Raw genomic sequence first — 18,982 nt, forward strand, 5'->3', positions numbered from 1 at the left:
GATTTTTTACATATCCTCTAAAGCATTATTTGCGGCAATTCGTCCAAAAGTGAAAATATCACTCAAAGAATTTCCGCCTAGACGGTTTCCAGCGTGAATACCACCTGCAACTTCTCCGGCAGCGTACAATCCTTGAATAATTTCACCTTTTTCGTTAATAACATGTGCTTTGGTATCAATCTTCAAACCACCCATTGTATGATGAACGGCTGCTTTTCTTGGTGTGGCATAGAATGGTGCCACTTTAACTTTCAAATCAAAGGCACTCTTGTGGAACTCTGGATCTTCACCATTATCAACATAGGAATTGTACTTGTTGATTGTGTCGACGAATACTTCTGGATCCATTCCCAATTGTTTAGCTAAGCCTTCCAAAGTATCATCACGATACAAAGTTCCTTGCTCAACTTGTTTGTCGATTTGAGCTTGGCTAGTGTTATAAGCTGTTTTTTTAATTTTGTCATCCGCAATCAAGTAGAACAAACTTCCATTATCAATGGCCGCTTTAGTTAATTCATCACGACTACCGTATTCATTAACGAAACGTTTACCCTTTTGGTTGACCATCACAAAGTTCTGTGGTGGAACTTGGAGACCACTGAAGAGTTCACCTGTCTCTGGATCTGATACCGGCATCATTTGTGAGAAGCCCATACCAACTAATTTAGCACCGGCACTAACTCCTAAGCGAATTCCATCCCCAGTAATGGCTGGTGAATTAGTTGTCTTAATATTGTCATCAATATTAGACCAATAAGTGTTGTATTGTTTCAACATCTTCGTATTAGCACCAAAACCACCGGAAGCTAAAATAACTGCTTTAGCGTGAACGATAACTTTCTTCCCGTCAGAACTTCTGGCAATAACGCCACAAACTTTACCATCTTCAATAATTAGTTGTTTAACTGCCGTATCAGTGATAATTTCACTGCCATGGCTTTCAACAAATTTCTTCAAAGCTTCGATAAAGGCGAATCCTTGACTGCCAAGTGGCTTATGTCCACGACGCCAAAGAGCTCCAACAGGCATTGTTACTTGAGTCTTATCGAATTTGACACCGATATCTTCAAGCCATTTAACTGACTCTAAAGCGTGATCTGTCAAGACTTTAACCAAGTCATATTGACCGTAGATCTTGTTGCCATTGAGATCAGTTCTTTTTCCACCGAGATATGTTTGAATTCGGTGCAAAAGTTTTGAATCGAAGAGATAAGCTTTTTTATCTTCGTTTTCTTGCAAATATTCAGCGATTTGTTTCTTCAAAGCTTGAAAATCAGCTAAGTAGTCGCTATCAATTGTGGATTCATCAATTTCCATGATTTCCTTCAAAGTGTGACGCTCACCAGGAATCTCTTGGAATTTATTTTGCCACTCGGGATCAGCGGCGTTCATTGGTCCCCCAGCACGAACAGTATTTCCACCTACGGCTGGGAATTTTTCGACCACGATTGCTTTTGAACCATCTTGAATGACTCTTGCAGCAGCGGTTAATCCAGCCCCACCAGCACCGACCACCACAACATCGGTATTGTATTCAACGACATTTTGCTTATTTGGACCGGCTGATTTCTTACGTTTCTTCAAAATGTCAGGGTTAGCTCCGGCCATCTTAACAGCTTTGGCAACTCCGTCGATCACACCATTACTAGTGATGGATGCACCGGAAACAACATCGACGTTCAAAGTTTGACCGTCAATAATTTCTTGAGGAATTCGTTTGAAGGCCACATCAGCAATCCCTTGGGTTTCACTAGATGTGTCGATATCAATCTTTTCAATTCGATCATCTGATAAAGTAACTTCCATTGGTAAGTCCCCGTTGTGTCCAACAGCGGTAACTTTAAAAGTACCAGGCTCATAGGTGATGTCTTCAGGGATATTCATTTGCGCAATGATGTCAGAGAACTTTTCAAATTTAGCAAAACAGCTATCTAGAAAATCAATTGTTCGATTGTCTTTTAAGTCGCCATTTTCATCAAAAGCCTCTTGAGCTTTGCCTAACAAGAATTCTGAACCAGGCATAACACTGGCATTTACTCCGGGAGCATCAAGAATTTGGCGCAAGTGTAATTGGGCTCTAGATGAACCTTGAACACTGTATGAAGCTCCAACAATCATCACTGCTTTGCCATCAAAGGGATGTAGATTGAACGATAACCATTCGATAATACTCTTCAAAGCAGCCGGAATTGAATGATTGTGTTCCGGTGTGGCGATAATTACCCCGTCGGCGTCTTCAATTTTTTGGTTGAATTCTTGAATGATTGGACTATTTGATTGATCTTTAGATTCATTGAACATTGGCACGTTCTTCAATTCCAAAATTTCAATTTCAGCTTGATCACTAAAATGTTTTTGCATGAATTGTAACAACATTCGATTGTATGATTTCTTGGCATTTGTACCAACAATTCCGATAAACTTCATTACATGTCCTCCCCATTTGCGACTTGATCCCATGAGAATTTTTGATTTTCTTCAAAGAATTTACTGTTAACGGTTAACTTCTCAGTTAGTTCAACGAAAGAAATGAATTCGTTAAAATCTTTATCCAACTCTTTAACTTTGTCTTCATAAACTAACTTACCGTCGTCATCAAAAGCTTGTAATGAACGACCAAGTAGAAATTCAACATTTGGCATTACCAAAGCTTTCAATTCTGGTGCTTCAAGAATTTGACGCAAGTGTGCTTGAGCTCTTGAAGTTCCTAGTGAACCGTGAGATGCACCAATAATCATAACTGGTTTATTGATGAGTGGTCTAGTCGTATATGAAAGCCATTCGATGGTATTTTTCAAAGCAGCGGTGACTGAATGATCATATTCGGGTGTTGCAAAAATAACCCCATCACTATTTTTTATTGCCTCTGACAGAACCTGAACTGCCTTTGGAGCAGTTTTATCCTCTGGTTCATCAAAAACAGGAATATCTACTATTTCACAAATTTTTAGCTCAACTTTTTTACCGTAACGTTGTTGCATATATTGTAATAAACGACGATTGGTTGATTCAGTAGAATTAGTTCCAACGATTCCAACTAATTTCATAAACATTTCTCCTCCAAATTGTGTACCGTTACACAATTTTTAAAATATAATAAAGTTTCGTAAAATAGCCTGAGAATGGTAGTATTAATACGAAATGATACATTAACCTTATTTTTCTATATTTTATAGTTTAGTTGCTAATCATTAATTTGTGAAATATTTATTTAATTATTGCATTATAAGTGATTCGCTATACGTAAGGAGTTACGCTATGTCAAAAATTGATTCTGCTAATATGTTGCGCTTTTTAGACATGTTATTGAAACATGGAAATTACACGAAAGCTGCCAAAGATTTGTATATTTCTCAGCCTTATTTAACGCAAACAATTCAAAATGCTGAAAAACAATTAGGAATAGAAATCATCAACCGCAAAGTCTCACCTTTACAATTGACAGATGCCGGTAGAATTTATTATCAATATCTCAATTCACTTTAGACTGAAAAAAATAATTTTGAAAAACAAATTTTGCGATATTCTTCACCAAACAATACCGTCATTCGTTTAGGTGTTTTATCTAGTTTAGGAACTTATCTTTTGCCACTATTTATCAATTCTTATTTGAGTGAACATCCCAAGGTTAAAATCGAATTACATGAGGATATTCCCGAAACCAACGAAAAAAAGACCCTCAACGGTGAAATAGATTTTCTCCTCGGACAAAATCCCGAAACTATTTCTCCTAAGTTGACGGTCAAAGATCGTGGTACTCATGGTTATTTTGCAATTATTCCTAAAACTTCTACCTATTTTCAAAAAGGTCAGAAGTCTCTGGAACCTAATTCAATTTCTTTAAAAAAATTGTTAGCAGAACAATTAGTCTTAAGAACTCACGGTTCCGCCATCAGACGCCAAGTCGACTACTTGCTGCAAAAATATCGCGTGACACCAAATGTAATCCTGGAGAGCAATAATATTTTCACAACAGCTAAACTGGCTACAAGTGGCTTAGGCGTCACTTTGCTACCGGAAAGCATTTACGTCTACCCTAACGCTGATGAGTTCAACATTTATCCGCTACCACAGAGTGTTATCTCGCTTGATTATTTCATTGCTTATCAAGCTGATCGGACCTTGAATCAAGCGGAGTCTGATTTAGTCGATTCATTTTTAAATAATTTGCAGAGCAGTATCGATTCCAATCCTACCTTGTTATAAAACACTACCCAAAGCAAAAACTAACGGTATCGTCACTAAACAGAGAATTGTCGACAAACTCATGGCTGAGATTGCTGGAGCAGCATCCCCGTGTGCTTGTAATGTAAACAAAACTACCAATCCAGCCACCGGACAGGCAGCCATAATAATTGTGGTATAAAAAGCAATTCCGGTCACACCAATCAGCTTCAACAAAAAGATTCCAATAATTGGAAAAATTAAATTCCGCAACAGAATCGTCAAACCAATTTCTTTATTCAACATATCCTTGGTGAACTTGATATTAGCCAAACTGTTACCAATCACGATCATCGACAGCGGCGTGTTGACTGAACCGACATATTTGATAATTTGGTTAGGGATATTAGGAATTTGGATTGAAAAGATAAACAACAAGGCTCCCAGTACGATCGCGATAATATTAGGATTGAGCAAAATTGATTTCCAATCCGTCTTTTCGCCTTTAAACAGCGAGACACCTTGGGTCCAACTAAAAACGTTGAAAGCCGCTAACGAAACAACCGCAAAGAAGACGCCCTTGGCACCAAAAAGTGAACTGATCAAAGGAATTCCCATGAATCCAGCGTTCGAATAAATACTGCCATATTGTGCGATTCGTCTTAAATTTTCATCTTTTAAGTGTCCAAAAACTAATTTAGCAACTATTATCTCAATAATATAAAGTAAGAAAACACCCACTATGGCTAGTAGAAATTGCTTGATCCGGTCATTTGAATAAGGCTGCTCAAAGGCGTTGATAATTAGGCATGGTGAAACAATGTACAATAATACATTCGTTAAATCGTTTGAAGTTTGTGCATGCATGAATTTTAACTTATTGATTAAAACTCCAATCAGCATCAAACCAAACATTAAAATAATTTGATTGATCAATTGTCCGACATTCATAATTTTTCCTCTAACTAACAGTTTAATAAAAGTTTTATGCCAAAACAAATAGACCAAGGTAATTTTTTGATTCTTTCTTAAGTTTGGTTAGTGTAAACTCTCGTCTTCCGCACAATCCCTGTGATGGACTAGAACGCTGCCGGCACTATTTTGAACTTTTGCACAGTTCGCAAAATCTCATAGGCCTTTTCCTAATCGCTAAAGCGATAAGGAAAATTTAGCGGCTGAGCCATCACAAGGATTGTACTCCAGACTAAATAGAAGGTTTTATTATTTATTCTATTTAATTCTAAAACCAAATAAAGAAGCTGAATTAATGCTACATGCATTAATTCAGCTTCTTTTTAGTTTAACGATGATTATTGCTTTCTAACTGAAACGAGTTGCACAAGAGCAACTCCCTACGAGATAGCAAAACTTCCCAAACCGCCCGCAAAGTTTGCGAGCAATTTGTGAAGTTCCGCTATCCTCCAGGAGCTGAGCGCTCTTGTTCCACTCTCTTATATTCTTCGACGACTAGTTGCTGGAAAGCCTAATTCTTCACGATATTTAGCCACTGTTCTTCTAGCAATCTTCAAGCCATCATCAACCAACATATCAGAAATCTTCTGATCACTAAGTGGTTTCTTTCGATCTTCATTTTCCAAAATATGTCTGATTTTTTCTTTAACTTGATCAACCGATTTCTCTTCATTTCCCACCGTGACTTTACTACGACGAGAGAAGAACTGCTTCAATTCAAAGATTCCAAAATCAGTTTGGATATATTTTCCATTGATAGTCCGACTGACCGTTGACTCACTCAATTGTAATTTTTGAGCAACATCCCGAATCAGTAACGGAGCTAAAGCATTAGTATTTTGCATAAAGAATTGATACTGAGCTTTAACGATGCATTTACCAATAATCGAAATTGTTTCAATTCGTCGTTCCAAATTATATTCTAGAGATTTGTATTGATTATACTTTTCATGAATATACCGTTGAACATCAGTATCAGTTGACTTAGAAAGACGGTCATACGTTTCTTCTGCAAAGACAACCTGAGGCTGTCCATATTTCGTAACTGATAAAGTTAACCTGTCCTTATTTTTTTTGACCCGCAATTCAGGAACAACATATTGTTCATTTTTAGAAGTATATCTCTGACCTGGATTAGCCGTAAGTGATTGAATGTAATCCACATCTTTTTGTAATTCTTCATTTGATAACTTCAATTTACGACGTAATTGCTTCCACTCATGTTTGACAAAAAACTCAAAATTGTCGCCCAACATCGACATGATACTTTCATTAGCATTATCTGACTCTGCCTGCAAATAGAGACATTCTTGCAAATCGCGTGCTCCAATCCCAGGAGGATCCAGCTGATGCAAAAGTGTTTTAGCATCTAGCAACATAATTGGTGTCACGTCTTTTAGTTCACGTAAAATTTCTTTATCCGATAAAGTCAAATAACCATTGGGGTCCAATTGTTCAATTAAGTAGACTACTAAATCACGCAGAGGCGTTTTACGCATCGTCAACTGAACTTGGTCGAGCAAATACTCAAATAACGACTGTTGTCCCTCTCTAATTTGATAAGAATCGTGGTTACTATTCTCAATGAATGGCATATCTAAATCGACATGAACATCGAATAAAGGATTCTCTAAACTCTGTTCATTCAAATAATCTGCTAGATCGATTGCATCCGACTGCAAGACTAAAATCGATTGGCGCATCCCTTGAGTTAAAGTTAAACCTTGAGTTTGTTTCTGACTCTGACTCTGTTTCAATTCCATCAGACTCACTCCCTCTCTATACAATTTTCTTTTAAAAAGTTCCTTCTATCTTAATTACTAATATAATGATAGCGCTTTTTTGAAGATTTGTATTTATTCTCACAAATTTATTTTTCTGTTCGCGGTCCCAAATCCAAAAATGTGGCTAAACCGCTCTCATTCAATCGAATCAGGCGTTCTCGAAAGTCACATAAATCGAAATCAAATTTATTTTTATCATATAAGCGAAACATCAACATCGTATTGCGAATTAAAAAATTAGCACAAATATAAGCGTCAATGTGATCAACACCGAATTCCTTTTCTATCGCATCCGCAAATCCAATCGCTACCTTCAATTCAATTTTGCGTGATAGGAATTCGTAATCGCTAGACGTTGTCATAATTTTATAAAAATCTCCTGATTCTCGGAACAAATCAAAAACTTGATCAAATATATAACCTGGTTTAATCAAATTCTTACGCAGTGACTGATCAACGATCACACTCAAAAACTTTTCCGATGCTTTATCAACTATTGTGTTAGAAAAATCATCGATTGAATCATAATGCAGATAAAAAGTTTTGCGATTCACTTTCGCAGTTTCGGTTAATTTCTTGACAGTAATATTGCGGTAAGAAGTCTCCTGCATTAAAGTTCGAAAGGCATTTTGTAACGCCTGATTAGTCCTTTGGACCCGCCGATCTATCTTCTCCATATTATCCCCTCATTAATCTGACTGTGAATTATATTAAATCACATCAACTATAACATATTTTATTTAATTAAAAATCACACTATTCTGATAATTTCTGCTTGCCGAACCGTCTAGCTGTCTTAGCAGCAAATCCTTGCATTTTAGCAAATGGTCTATATTAAAAATATTGTTACATCAATATTTAATAATAAATGGTCTAAAATATTTACTCTGGATGTATTCCATTTTATACTCTAGGTGTAAAAAAGAATGTGTTCAGTTATTCAAACAATGAGTTAAAAAACTGAAAGGCAGAACCCATTGTATTTTTTACAATCGTTTCATAATGTATATTGTTTAAAAATTGGAGATGCTAAAAATGAAGAAATCCTGTCTTTACCTGTCTCTGGTTGGATTAGTTTTAGCATTGTTCTTGTTCTTCATGCCGTCTGGTTCAATTCAGGCTGCATCAACTACTGGTTCAACCTCAATAATTACCACAACAACAACTCCAAGAGCAATTGATGGAATTACTGGTTTGAGTAGTGAGGACGCTACCGTAACTGATATGAATGGCAACCCCATTAGTCCAACTGATAATTTATACTCATGGTTAAACTTCAATGTCAATTACAATTGGAGCATTCCAGACAATATCCAAATCAATGATGGTGACACCAACGACTTTGAATTACCAAACGGTTTAGTCGCAAATGGTGATCTATCATTTCCAATTTACAATTCTTCCGGCACAGTAATTGGTACTGGTACGATCAAGAATGGTTCATCCACTGGTACGATTACTTTCAATAGTGCCTTGTCCAATACGACTTACAATCGTAAAGGTACATTGCATTTAATTGCTAAAGGTACCGAATCCAATACTGCTAATGAAGGACAAAATTGGATGTTCAACAAAGTCGGTTGGGTCGCAGGTTACGATCAAAACGGTATCCCAAATGAATTAACTTGGAATATTGCTTTTAACCCTAACGAACACGACTTAACTGGCGTAGTTATTACCGATACTCTCGGTCCTAATCAGACTTATGTCCCTGATAGTTTAAATGCTATTGGTGGTTCATATCAAAGTGGTGGTTTCGTAAGTAACGGCACACAACTACATCCCACAGTCACTACTTCTGGAAATCAAGTAATCATCACTTTCCCAGGAACAGTTTCTACCGCTGTAGATATTTATTACAGAGTCAAAGTATCACCTAACGCCGACGGTACAACCACTTGGAGCAACAACGCTACAATGGCCTCAAGTGAAGGAAGTTACAATGTCGGAGCACAAACTTCTTGGGGTGGTAGTGGTACCGGTGATGGTAGTGAAGTCGGCAGTATCGTCTTTAAGAAGACTGATTCTGTAACCGGAGCTGCTTTACCTGGTGCCGAATATAAATTAGTCGACAGTACTGGCAATGTTTTGATGACTAACGTTACAACTGACTCTACTGGTACTATCAACATCAAGAATCTACCACTTGGCACTTACACATTAACCGAAGTCAAAGCTCCTGAAGGCTATATGCTAAATCCAGATCCAATTACCTTCACAGTCCCAGATAACGGTAATTTGAACTTGAGTTTAAGCCAAACCGACGAACCAATCGGCAAAGGTAATGTGGTTTTAACTAAGAGTGACAGCACCGTTAATAAACTTTTACCTGGAGCCGTCTTTAATCTATTAGATGGTGAAGGCAATATCGTTCAAAGCGACCTAACAACCGATGAAAATGGTCAAATTGCTCTAACTGATTTACCTGTTGGATCATATTCATTTGTTGAAACTAAAGCCCCTGAAGGCTACGAACTTAATAGTGAACCTATTAAATTTGAAATCACTTTGAACAACACTACCGATGTTTCTGCAGAAGATACTCCTATTTCTGAAGAACCCGGTACAGTAACACCACCAGATATTGTACCTAGTGAACCTGAAAATCCTGGTACTAATCCTGAAGAACCTGGTACTACCGAACCTCCTGTAACTAATCCAGAAAATCCTGGTACTAGTCCTGAAGAACCCGGTACTACCGAACCTCCTGTAACTAACCCAGAAAATCCTGGTACTAGTCCTGAAGAACCCGGTACTATCGAGCCTCCTGTAACTAATCCAGAAAATCCTGGCAATCAAGAGGCTCCTCAAGAACCAGAACCTGAAATTCCAGGTACAACAAATCCTGTTACACCTTCCGAACCTGAGAAACCTGGTACTACTAATCCTGTAATACCATCTGAACCAGAAGTTCCTAGTGTGACAAATCCAGTTGCACCTGTTAAACCTGAAATTCCTGGTACAAAACCAGTTATTCCAGAATTTCCTGGTGTGACAGTACCTTCAACATCAACTTCAAGTACAACTCCTTCGACTACTACATCAAGCAGTAACGTTGGAACTAACACAAGTTCAGCAACTAGCCAAAATACTAGTTCGAAGAAGACCTTCCCTCAAACTGGTAATGCTAGTGGTTTGATGTTGATTCTTATGGGATTGTTGATTTTCATGTTCTTAATTATCAAGAGAATCATTAAAAGAACAAATTAATTAAGTGAAATCTCCTTGCAAAACAAGGGGATTTTTCTTTTTTAAAAAAATTTAATAACAAGCTTTACAGTATTTTTACATATACTAAACAATCAAAACTATTAAAAAGCGTATGATTAAAATTATCCAAGGAGGAATTTATTATGAAATTAATTCAAAAGAGTCTATTGGCCGCTTCACTTCTAACAATCGGTGCCGGATTGGTGAGTCCAATTACAAACGTTAATGCCAGTAACATTAATTACGGGCTAACAAATATTGGCTCTGGCGTTATAACTATTAACGTCCCTAAAGCTATTGTCTACGACCAAAATGGCAATCCTACCACTAAAGCCTTAACTCAAGGTAGTAAATGGAAAGTTGATCTTCAAAATACACTCAACAGTGGCTCTTACTATCGAGTAGCGACAAATGAATTTATCAAAGCCTCTGATGTTAATTTAATTCTTCAAAATTATCTCAAAGGTCGAGTTCCACTAAATGGCGTTCTAGATGGTGTCGTCGTTACTTCCACGCAAGCACCACTTTACGATATTAACGGTAAACGCCTCTCCAAATCACTACTTCAAGGAACTGCTTGGAAAGTTGAACATCAAAACAATTTACCTAGTGGAACTTATTACAGTGTCGCAACCAATGAATATGTCAAAGCAAGTGACGTTCGCGGTTATCAAAATACTAAAGTTTTTCCAAGTAAAGATATCATTACCGTAATCAGTAAACGCCCTGCATTAATTTACAACCACAATGGTCAAATAATTGCCGGACGCACTTTAATGAATGGAACTAAATGGCAAAGTAACGGCTATTACATCATTGGTAAAGTCGGATATTATCATGTTGGAAATGACGAATTCGTTAGTGTCGCCGACGTTCAGTAATTGCTATACTGATTGGCTACACGTCGAACAACTATTTTAAAAGCTAGCGCGGTATTATGATTTTGATAACAGGATATAAGTTATTGAGATGTTATCAAATTTTTAGTGTATTGGAGATATTATCATGAAATTAATCCAAAAGGGTCTTCTCTTCGCATCTATCTTTACAATCGGCGCTGGCGTCAGTGTTCCAACAATTATTAGCAATCCTAACATCGTTCAAGCAGCAACAACTAAGGGATTGAAGAAAATTACTACTAAGAAGATCAGAGTTAAGGTCTCCAAAGCACAATTGTACAATCAAAAAGGCAAAAAAATTTCACGTTGTTTAACTAAAGGTACAACATGTAAGACATCTGAAAAGAATACCGTCAAGGGCTGCACTTATTATAAAGTCGGTAAAGACGAGTTTGTCAGAGCATCAAGTGTACGTTCGATCTAAATTATAGCAAGTGGTTAATTGCCGTCTTCCACAACAAACTCGATTTTGGCTGGAACAATGTGGGCACGACTTGAAACTACCGCAAAGTACGCGGCATTTCCAAGCTCGGCCTTTTGGTAAGTGCTAAAGCACTAACCAAAATTTCACATTTGAGCCAAATCGAGTTTGTCGCTCCAGACTAAATAAGCGCATTTATCATTTATTACATTTGACTAAAAAAATAGAGAAGCTGTACTAATGAAAATAGCATTAGTACGGCTTCTCTATTTTTGGTTCTTTATCAAGTTTGGTTGTAAAATCAAACAATTATACTAATAATTTTTTCTTTGTATCCCCCTTTTGTTCAACTTTAGAATTAATCAGAGTAAACAACAATCATCGTTAAAATAAAAGGAAGCTGAATCAATGAATGTAGCACCGATTCAGCTTCTTTATTGGTTTTAGAATTAAATAGAATAAATAATAAAACCTTCTGTTTAGTCTGGAGCACAAGCCCTGTGATGACTCAGCCGCCAAATTCTTGTTAGTGCTTTAGCACTTACAAGAAGACCTAGTTTTGAGATTTTGCGAACTGTGCAAAAGCTCAAAATAGCGTCGGCAGCGTTCCAGCTCATCACAGGGCTTGTGCGGAAGACGGCATCTTATACTAACCAAACTTAAGAAAGAACCATTTTTTAAACTACTCATCCACATACTCTAAAATATCGCCAGGTTGACATTCTAAGACCTGACAAATCTTTTCTAAAGTTGAGAAACGAATCGCTTTTGCCTTATTATTTTTTAAAATCGAAATATTCGCTTGTGTAATACCGACCTTTTCTGCCAATTCAGTCACAGTCATTTTTCGTTTTAGGAGCATAAAATCAAGATTAATTTTTATCATATTGTTAAATCATTTTCATCTTTCATATTAATTGCTTTAATCAAAATTTGTTCCATCGCCGAAACAAAGGCAGCGATTGCTAAAGGTACGAAGACGACTGCTCCAACAATAATTATCATTCCCGGAGCATCGCCGCGATCGGCAGAATAATAAATATATGGCATTATTCCTGACAAGGCAAAAAACAGAATCACGAATAAATTTCGAATCATTTTTACTGAATGCAGCGACGATTTAGTAAAGAACTGTTGTTTATCCATCAAAAAGAAAATCCTAAATAGATAATAACTAATGCCAAATGCAACTAACGCTGCAGCGAACAAGAAACCAACCGACAATAATTGTAAATGAACCACCGAATGATCCACGATTGAAGAATAAGTTCCCCACGCCAAGGCGTAAACAAAAAATAATAAGAATATATCAAGAATAGCTGTCACAATTTTTAAAAAAGTAGTTTTAATTTTCATCTTAAACTCCTCTAAATTATTACAGCTATCATAGCACTCGATATATTGTTTATCAATATGCTTTTATCGATTATCAATGTATTAATTCTTAACTAACTTACTGATCAACCAACCTGCTGCTAAACCAACTATCGCTGGCATGACCCATCCTAAACCTAGTTCTGACAATGGCAAATACTTATTCCAACTTAGTATTTGTGAAATCATTGCTTCACTTTGCAAATTTTTTGGCAGAGATTCTAATCCAGCAAAAAATGCGGGAATAATTGTAAAAATAGTCGTTACCCGATAGATCCACTTTGAATTTCCCAACAAAGGACTTAGCACAGCGACGATGATCAAAACCATTGCTAATGGATAAAGAAACATCAAAATTGGTGTTGAATAGTTGATCAATCTCGTTAAACCAATATTAGCAATCAAAAACGAGACGACTGAAACCACCACTAGAGTCACCTGATAATTAAATTTTGGAAACATTTCTTCAGCCGTTTCACCAAAAGCCGACACTAAACCAATTGAAGTTTTTAAACAAGCAATTATAGCAATTAATGCCAACAACAAACTGCCAAAGGGGCCAAAATAATAGTTGAATACTTGAGCTAGTGTCACGCCACCATTAGAGGCAAGTGGAAATTGAGCTACACTCATCGTTCCAATCAATGCCAAGAAGGCATAGATCACACCCATGATAACCACACTGATAATTCCCGACTTAACGGTATCTTTAGCAATTTGTGCTGGCTTAGTGATGCCCAATGATTTAATCGTCTCAATGACAACTACTCCAAAAGCTAATGAAGCTAAGGCATCCATCGTATTGTATCCTTCAGTGAATCCTGTCAAAACGGGCGATTTGGCATATTGGTGCTGTGGTAAAGCTTGTAAACTACCCATTGGTTTGACAAAAGCTACTACGACTAAAATTCCTAATAAAATTAAGAAAATCGGTGTCAACCACTTGCCAACATACGTCATCAATTTACTCGGTTTCCGAGACAAAAACCAGGTTGCAATAAAAAACAAGGCTGAAAAAATCAATAATCCAAAACCTTGCAAACCGTAATTAACAAATGGTGCGATTCCTAATTGAAATGAAATCGTAGCTAACCTAGGAATCGCAAATAACGGTCCCATAGTGACATACAATAAGATCGTAAACATGTATGCGTAAGGACGATTAACTTTTCCCGCCAAATCAAAGACACTGTTACTGGCCGTGATTCCCATACTGGCAACACCCAAAAGTGGCAAACCAACCCCAGTTATCAAGAGTCCTATAATCGCTAGCCAAACATTGCTACCAGCTTGCTGACCTAAATAGACCGGAAAAATTAGATTTCCAGCTCCAAAAAATAATCCAAATAACATCGAACCGATAAAAAATAAATTTTTCCAGGTTAATTTTGTTTCCATTTACTTCACTCTTTCAAAATCTTCATTCCACTATCATAAACAATTAAGATTAACATGACAATTTTTTCATCAAAAAGAAAAGACTGCACTAATGTATTGTCATTAGTACAGCCTCTTTAGCTGTTTCTCAAATAGTTCCAGAAAAATTAAATTTTCTCGAATTTCTATTTGTAACTAGTATTTATCTAGCACTAGTTACATAACTGTCTTGTACCCATTCGTTAGTAGCAACACGGTAGTAAGTATGACCATTAACAACTTTCTTTTGGTCAGTCTTCCAGTCAGTGTTGTTAGCTAATCCACGGTTTGTGATCAATTGATATGTTCCATCTGCTTGTAAAGCTAATAATCTAACATATGAACCACCACGATTGTTAACCGTAACAACACCAGTAGTTGATTGAGAACCACCATTTGTTTCTGGTGTTCCATCATATTGTGTCAAATTGTAGCTAGCAATGATGTTATTCAATGATGAAGCATAGTTAGGTGCAGTTGCATATCTACCTTGTAGCCATGCTGTAGCATCCTTGTATGAACTAGTGTTTTCTTTCCAAGTCCCCTTGTAATAACTTGAATTCCAAGAAACACCGTTACGTAACTTGTCACCATTGTCTAAGAATGATTCATAGTAACTAGGATATTTTCTAAAGTTAGCATAGATCGTATACCAACCTTGTGTTGAGCTCCATTCAGATGTTGGCATTGATACGTAAGCTCCATTGTAGTCACCCTTAATACCAAATAAGTTATGACCTTGTGTAGCTAAAGTTGAAGCACCCCAACCACTTTCAAGAATAGCTTGAGCTAACATGACTGATGTATAAAGATTATACTTTGCGGCAGCCTTTTGAGCCATTGGAACAGCTTCTTGTAAGAATGCTTGTTGTTGTGAATATGAAACACCTGAAGCAGCTTGTACAATAGCTGTTACATTTGCAGCTGCGTATGTAGATTCACTAGCAGCTTGAACAATTGATGAATTAGCAACTGTTGTATCGGCTTTAGTATTGTCTGAACCGGCAATGACGTTTGTATCGTTATTTTCTGATTTATTATTTACTTGTTCTGTATTTGTGTCAGATGCACTGTCGGCACCTGTTGTAGCAGCTGAAACTACTGAGGGTGTAGCGGTTGCAGCCAATGTACCAAGTACTAAAGCACTTGTAATTAGATTTTTTTTAGACATAGAATGTTTCCCCTTAATAAATAATCTAGTTATAGACTACTATTTACAAAAATTAGTTTCAATAAAACTCGGATTTTGTAACAAGAATTAAACATTCGAAAATAAATTGTAATTTTTTGTTACTTGACTTTAAGAATTTCTTAAGAACATTAAGATTCTTTTACATCAAAAACATTCAAAAACATTTTTTCAAAAAAATTGGATAACAAATTTCATAAAAATGAATCGTTTAAACAAATAAACCAATTGGTAGCCAAATTATTCTTTCAAAAATAAGAAGAGCAAATCCCCCTAATATCACGCTATCCGAGTTTATTGAGTCCACCTCCTTTTTTTGTTTTTTTTACACTACCAACAAAATTTTACAATAAAAAAAACCGCCATTCAGCGATTTCCTATAATTTTGAAGTTAACTTAACATTTGGATATTTGTTAGCAAACCAGTTCTCAGCAAATTTATTCTCAAATAAGAACAATGGTTTGTCGTCCAAATCTTTAACTAACATATTTCTAGTTGATGACATCGATTCATCTAATTGTTCAGGATCGACCCAACGAGCAATTCTTGAACCAATTGGTTTCATTACAACATCACAATTATATTCGTTCTTCATTCTAAATTGGAAAACTTCGAATTGAAGTTGACCAACGGCACCTAAAATATAGTCATTAGTTGTATATTTCTTATAAAGTTGAACGGCACCCTCTTGAACCAACTGTTGCATCCCTTTGTGGAATGATTTTTGCTTCATGACGTTCTTAGCTTGAACCTCCATAAACATTTCTGGTGTAAATTGTGGCAAGTCTTCAAATTGAACTGACTTCTTACCTGAATAAATAGTGTCACCAATTTGGAAATTACCAGTATCGTACAAACCAACAATATCCCCAGCAACAGCTGTCTTAACTGTTTCTCTTTGATCAGACATGAACTCTGTTGCATTATTCAGACGCATAACTTTTCCAGTTCGGTTCAAAGTAACATCCATACCACGAACGAATTCACCTGAACAAATTCTGACAAAGGCGATTCGGTCACGGTGATTAGGATTCATATTAGCTTGGATCTTGAAAACAAAGCCAGAAAACTCTGGATCATCTGGTTTTACAAGTTCGTCGCTATCTTTTTGCTTGTGAACTGTAGGAGCTGGAGCCATATCCAAAAAAGTATTCAAAAATGTCTCAACACCAAAATTAGTCAAAGCTGAACCAAAGAAGACTGGTGTTTGGTTACCCTCTTGAACCTTCTTCAAATCAAATTCATTTCCGGCTTCCTTGATTAAATCAACTTCACCCAAGGCTTGATCATAAACACCATCTTCTTCGATTGGATTGTGTTCAGCTAATTTTCCTTCATCATTTAATGGCAAGAATCTGTCATCGCCATCTTTTCGATAAAGCTCTAAACGATTATTGCGAATATCATAAAGACCTTTTAATTCCTTACCCATACCGATTGGCCAATTCATTGCACAACCTTCGATATTCAACAACTCTTCTAGTTCAGCAATCAAGTCAAGTGGATCACGACCATCACGATCCAACTTATTCATGAATGTGAAAATAGGAATACCACGTTTTTTAACAACTTTAAATAATTTCTTAGTCTGTGGTTCGATACCTTTAGCAGAATCAATAACCATGACCGCAGCATCAACCGCCATCAAAGTACGATAAGTATCTTCAGAGAAATCCTCATGTCCTGGGGTATCCAAAATATTGATATCCTTGTCATGATAGTGGAATTGCATTACCGAACTAGTAACAGAGATTCCACGCTTCTTTTCAATTTCCATCCAGTCAGAAGTAGCAAATTGACCAGATTTTTTAGCTTTAACAGTACCTGCCGAACGAATAACTCCACCAAAGTAAAGCATTTGTTCAGTAATAGTAGTTTTACCAGCATCCGGGTGAGAGATGATAGCAAAAGTTCTACGTTTATTAACTTCTTGTTCTAATTGTTTTTGGTCCATAATATTAGAGCGCAAAGCAAAGCGGTTAACTCACGAGGATTAAGACCACTTTGATCGTTGGCTGCTTTAGCAGACGACGATCGAAGTTGACTTAACCGGAATGAGTTGCTTTGCTTTGCGCGTTTTCGTCCTCCATAAAAAAATTTAAAAATCATTTTTCTCGAAAAAAAAGAAATACGTCAGTATTTCTTCTTATACATGTTTTCAGTAACAACCTTCAGTTTTTCATCAGGAACCGTTACGATAACATTTTCAATTCTAGAACCATTCAATTCACCAGATGTGATCACGATTCCATCTTTTAACTCAAATGATTTAGGATGTTTAGCATCAGGAATCTCCCCAATGTTCATAATCAAATACCCAGCAATCGTATCGACATCTTCAACCTTGATTTCTTCTTCAAACAATTCATCAAAATCTTCAATTGTCATTAAACCAACTACCGAGAATTTATTTGCACCAAGACGTTGGAAATTCTTAGTGACAGGATCATATTCGTCATCAATTTCCCCAACAATCTCTTCCAAAATATCTTCAATCGTTGCTAATCCAACAATACCACCATATTCATCAACTACCATGGCAATTTGAGTTTGCGTACTACGCATTTGCAGTAGTAAAGCATCAATGTTAGTAGCCTCAGGAACAAACAGTGGTTCTTTCATGATTGATTTCAAATTGATTTTCTCAAAACCAACTTCACGAGACTTTTTCAATAAGTCTTTAATATGGACAATACCGATCACATTATCCTTGTCTCCACCGTACATTGGAATTCTCGAATAAGGTTGATTCAAAATTTTATCGATGTTCTCATCAACTGGATCATTAATATCAATCATAAAGGTATCCATTCTTGGCGTCATGATCTCACGCGCCGTCTTATCTCCAAAACGGATAATCCCTTGAAGCATTTGATATTCATCAGAATTAATTGTGCCACTGTTACGTGATTTTCGTAATGTTGCAATCATTTCTGTTCTGGTAATTGAATCATCTTTTTGACTAAAATCAATTGGAGTTATCTTAGTTAATAAGGTAATCGTCTTATCCAATAACCAAACAAACGGACGCAAGACTTTACCGACTAATCTAACAAACGGTTCAGTAAAACTAGCTACTTGATAAGGCTGTTGCAGTGCAATCCTTTTTGGATATAATTCTCCAAAAACTAATGTAATAAACGACAAAATGATCGTAATGATTACAATTGAAGTTTCATGACTACCAGGGAAACTTCCAATCAACTTTTCTAGTCGAGAACTCAAAGTCGTTGCCGCACTAGCAGATGATAAGAACCCGGCCAATGTGATTGCTACTTGAATCGTTGATAAAAACTTATTAGGATCGTTGATTGCATTCAAAATTCTTTGAGCTCGTTTATTACCGCTCTTTGCTTTTTCCTCAACGGACACTTTATTAACAGAAACAATCGCCATTTCGCCTGCTGCAAAAAAAGCATTTAATAACGTTAATACAATTATTAAAATCAGCTGCCCGGAAAGCGACGCTCCAGAAGAGTCACCACTCATTTAACTTGCACTCACTTTCATATTTCATATGTAAATAACATAAACAAAACAATTATAACAGGT

The 18,982-nt window shown here is 36.5% G+C and carries 14 protein-coding genes and 1 pseudogene; 4 read left to right on the top strand and 11 right to left on the bottom strand.

Going from position 1 to position 18,982, the window contains the following annotated elements:
• Positions 1-6: 6 nt before the first annotated feature.
• Positions 7-2,427 carry a flavocytochrome c gene (locus tag EGT49_RS01375; RefSeq protein ID WP_135371168.1) on the bottom strand — a complete coding sequence of 807 codons (2,421 nt, stop codon included), beginning with the start codon at positions 2,425-2,427 and terminating at the stop codon, positions 7-9.
• Positions 2,427-3,047 (bottom strand): NADPH-dependent FMN reductase, encoded by a 621-nt coding sequence (locus tag EGT49_RS01380; protein ID WP_135371169.1) that lies wholly within the window; start codon positions 3,045-3,047, stop codon positions 2,427-2,429. Before EGT49_RS01380 ends, EGT49_RS01375 begins: the two co-directional genes overlap by 1 nt.
• 211 nt (positions 3,048-3,258) lie before the next feature.
• On the opposite strand from EGT49_RS01380, the pseudogene EGT49_RS01385 reads away from it, so the two are divergent.
• Positions 3,259-4,206, top strand: a pseudogene (locus EGT49_RS01385) (LysR family transcriptional regulator).
• Here EGT49_RS01385 and EGT49_RS01390 read toward each other — a convergent pair.
• The 3 genes from EGT49_RS01390 to EGT49_RS01400 all read right to left on the bottom strand — a co-directional run bounded on the left by EGT49_RS01390 (position 4,201) and on the right by EGT49_RS01400 (position 7,597).
• Positions 4,201-5,115 (bottom strand): AEC family transporter, encoded by a 915-nt coding sequence (locus EGT49_RS01390; RefSeq protein ID WP_135371170.1) that lies wholly within the window; start codon positions 5,113-5,115, stop codon positions 4,201-4,203. The pseudogene EGT49_RS01385 and the gene EGT49_RS01390 sit on opposite strands and share 6 nt — an antisense overlap.
• Before the next feature lie 500 nt (positions 5,116-5,615).
• The gene (gene rpoN, locus EGT49_RS01395) at positions 5,616-6,899 is read right to left on the bottom strand and encodes an RNA polymerase factor sigma-54 (protein ID WP_135371171.1); all 1,284 of its coding nucleotides are present in this window, start codon (positions 6,897-6,899) and stop codon (positions 5,616-5,618) included.
• Between the two features lie 107 nt (positions 6,900-7,006).
• Positions 7,007-7,597, bottom strand: a complete 591-nt coding sequence (locus EGT49_RS01400; RefSeq protein WP_135371172.1) for a TetR/AcrR family transcriptional regulator — start codon at positions 7,595-7,597, stop codon at positions 7,007-7,009.
• A gap of 358 nt (positions 7,598-7,955) precedes the next feature.
• Between EGT49_RS01400 and EGT49_RS01405 the strand changes: the two genes are divergently transcribed.
• From EGT49_RS01405 to EGT49_RS01415, 3 genes are all read left to right on the top strand, one after another.
• Positions 7,956-10,130, top strand: a complete 2,175-nt coding sequence (locus EGT49_RS01405) for a SpaA isopeptide-forming pilin-related protein (RefSeq protein WP_167849712.1) — start codon at positions 7,956-7,958, stop codon at positions 10,128-10,130.
• A gap of 143 nt (positions 10,131-10,273) precedes the next feature.
• Positions 10,274-11,011 (top strand): SLAP domain-containing protein, encoded by a 738-nt coding sequence (locus EGT49_RS01410; protein ID WP_135371174.1) that lies wholly within the window; start codon positions 10,274-10,276, stop codon positions 11,009-11,011.
• Between the two features lie 124 nt (positions 11,012-11,135).
• Complete coding sequence (locus EGT49_RS01415) at positions 11,136-11,453, top strand: SLAP domain-containing protein (RefSeq protein ID WP_135371175.1); 318 nt, start codon at positions 11,136-11,138, stop codon at positions 11,451-11,453.
• 679 nt (positions 11,454-12,132) lie between these two features.
• On the opposite strand, the gene EGT49_RS01420 is transcribed toward EGT49_RS01415, so the two are convergent.
• The 6 genes from EGT49_RS01420 to EGT49_RS01445 form a co-directional block, all read right to left on the bottom strand.
• The gene (locus EGT49_RS01420; protein ID WP_135371176.1) at positions 12,133-12,336 is read right to left on the bottom strand and encodes a helix-turn-helix domain-containing protein; all 204 of its coding nucleotides are present in this window, start codon (positions 12,334-12,336) and stop codon (positions 12,133-12,135) included.
• A complete protein-coding gene (locus tag EGT49_RS01425) occupies positions 12,333-12,806 on the bottom strand; it encodes a DUF2975 domain-containing protein (protein WP_135371177.1) in 474 nt (157 codons plus the stop codon). The genes EGT49_RS01420 and EGT49_RS01425 overlap by 4 nt, the downstream gene beginning before the upstream one ends.
• An 81-nt stretch (positions 12,807-12,887) precedes the next feature.
• Positions 12,888-14,222 carry a branched-chain amino acid transport system II carrier protein gene (gene brnQ / locus EGT49_RS01430; RefSeq protein WP_135371178.1) on the bottom strand — a complete coding sequence of 445 codons (1,335 nt, stop codon included), beginning with the start codon at positions 14,220-14,222 and terminating at the stop codon, positions 12,888-12,890.
• A 181-nt stretch (positions 14,223-14,403) separates the two neighbouring features.
• Positions 14,404-15,411: a glycoside hydrolase family 73 protein gene (locus EGT49_RS01435; protein ID WP_135371179.1), complete on the bottom strand. Its 1,008-nt coding sequence runs from the start codon at positions 15,409-15,411 to the stop codon at positions 14,404-14,406.
• A gap of 395 nt (positions 15,412-15,806) precedes the next feature.
• The gene (locus EGT49_RS01440; RefSeq protein ID WP_135371180.1) at positions 15,807-17,384 is read right to left on the bottom strand and encodes a peptide chain release factor 3; all 1,578 of its coding nucleotides are present in this window, start codon (positions 17,382-17,384) and stop codon (positions 15,807-15,809) included.
• A 179-nt stretch (positions 17,385-17,563) separates the two neighbouring features.
• Positions 17,564-18,919, bottom strand: a complete 1,356-nt coding sequence (locus EGT49_RS01445) for a hemolysin family protein (protein ID WP_135371181.1) — start codon at positions 18,917-18,919, stop codon at positions 17,564-17,566.
• Positions 18,920-18,982 lie beyond the last annotated feature (63 nt).

This window comes from Companilactobacillus suantsaicola, assembly GCF_004745525.1.
GTDB classification, from domain to species: Bacteria; Bacillota; Bacilli; order Lactobacillales; family Lactobacillaceae; genus Companilactobacillus; species Companilactobacillus suantsaicola.

What these genes read in the sequence shown, in the direction of transcription:
- EGT49_RS01375 (WP_135371168.1), bottom strand. Translation starts at nt 2,427, where the DNA reads ATGAAGTTTATCGGAATTGTTGGTACAAATGCCAAGAAATCATACAAT.
- EGT49_RS01380 (WP_135371169.1), bottom strand. Translation starts at nt 3,047, where the DNA reads ATGAAATTAGTTGGAATCGTTGGAACTAATTCTACTGAATCAACCAAT.
- EGT49_RS01390 (WP_135371170.1), bottom strand. Translation starts at nt 5,115, where the DNA reads ATGAATGTCGGACAATTGATCAATCAAATTATTTTAATGTTTGGTTTG.
- rpoN (WP_135371171.1), bottom strand. Translation starts at nt 6,899, where the DNA reads ATGGAATTGAAACAGAGTCAGAGTCAGAAACAAACTCAAGGTTTAACT.
- EGT49_RS01400 (WP_135371172.1), bottom strand. Translation starts at nt 7,597, where the DNA reads ATGGAGAAGATAGATCGGCGGGTCCAAAGGACTAATCAGGCGTTACAA.
- EGT49_RS01405 (WP_167849712.1), top strand. Translation starts at nt 7,956, where the DNA reads ATGAAGAAATCCTGTCTTTACCTGTCTCTGGTTGGATTAGTTTTAGCA.
- EGT49_RS01410 (WP_135371174.1), top strand. Translation starts at nt 10,274, where the DNA reads ATGAAATTAATTCAAAAGAGTCTATTGGCCGCTTCACTTCTAACAATC.
- EGT49_RS01415 (WP_135371175.1), top strand. Translation starts at nt 11,136, where the DNA reads ATGAAATTAATCCAAAAGGGTCTTCTCTTCGCATCTATCTTTACAATC.
- EGT49_RS01420 (WP_135371176.1), bottom strand. Translation starts at nt 12,336, where the DNA reads ATGATAAAAATTAATCTTGATTTTATGCTCCTAAAACGAAAAATGACT.
- EGT49_RS01425 (WP_135371177.1), bottom strand. Translation starts at nt 12,806, where the DNA reads ATGAAAATTAAAACTACTTTTTTAAAAATTGTGACAGCTATTCTTGAT.
- brnQ (WP_135371178.1), bottom strand. Translation starts at nt 14,222, where the DNA reads ATGGAAACAAAATTAACCTGGAAAAATTTATTTTTTATCGGTTCGATG.
- EGT49_RS01435 (WP_135371179.1), bottom strand. Translation starts at nt 15,411, where the DNA reads ATGTCTAAAAAAAATCTAATTACAAGTGCTTTAGTACTTGGTACATTG.
- EGT49_RS01440 (WP_135371180.1), bottom strand. Translation starts at nt 17,384, where the DNA reads ATGGACCAAAAACAATTAGAACAAGAAGTTAATAAACGTAGAACTTTT.
- EGT49_RS01445 (WP_135371181.1), bottom strand. Translation starts at nt 18,919, where the DNA reads ATGAGTGGTGACTCTTCTGGAGCGTCGCTTTCCGGGCAGCTGATTTTA.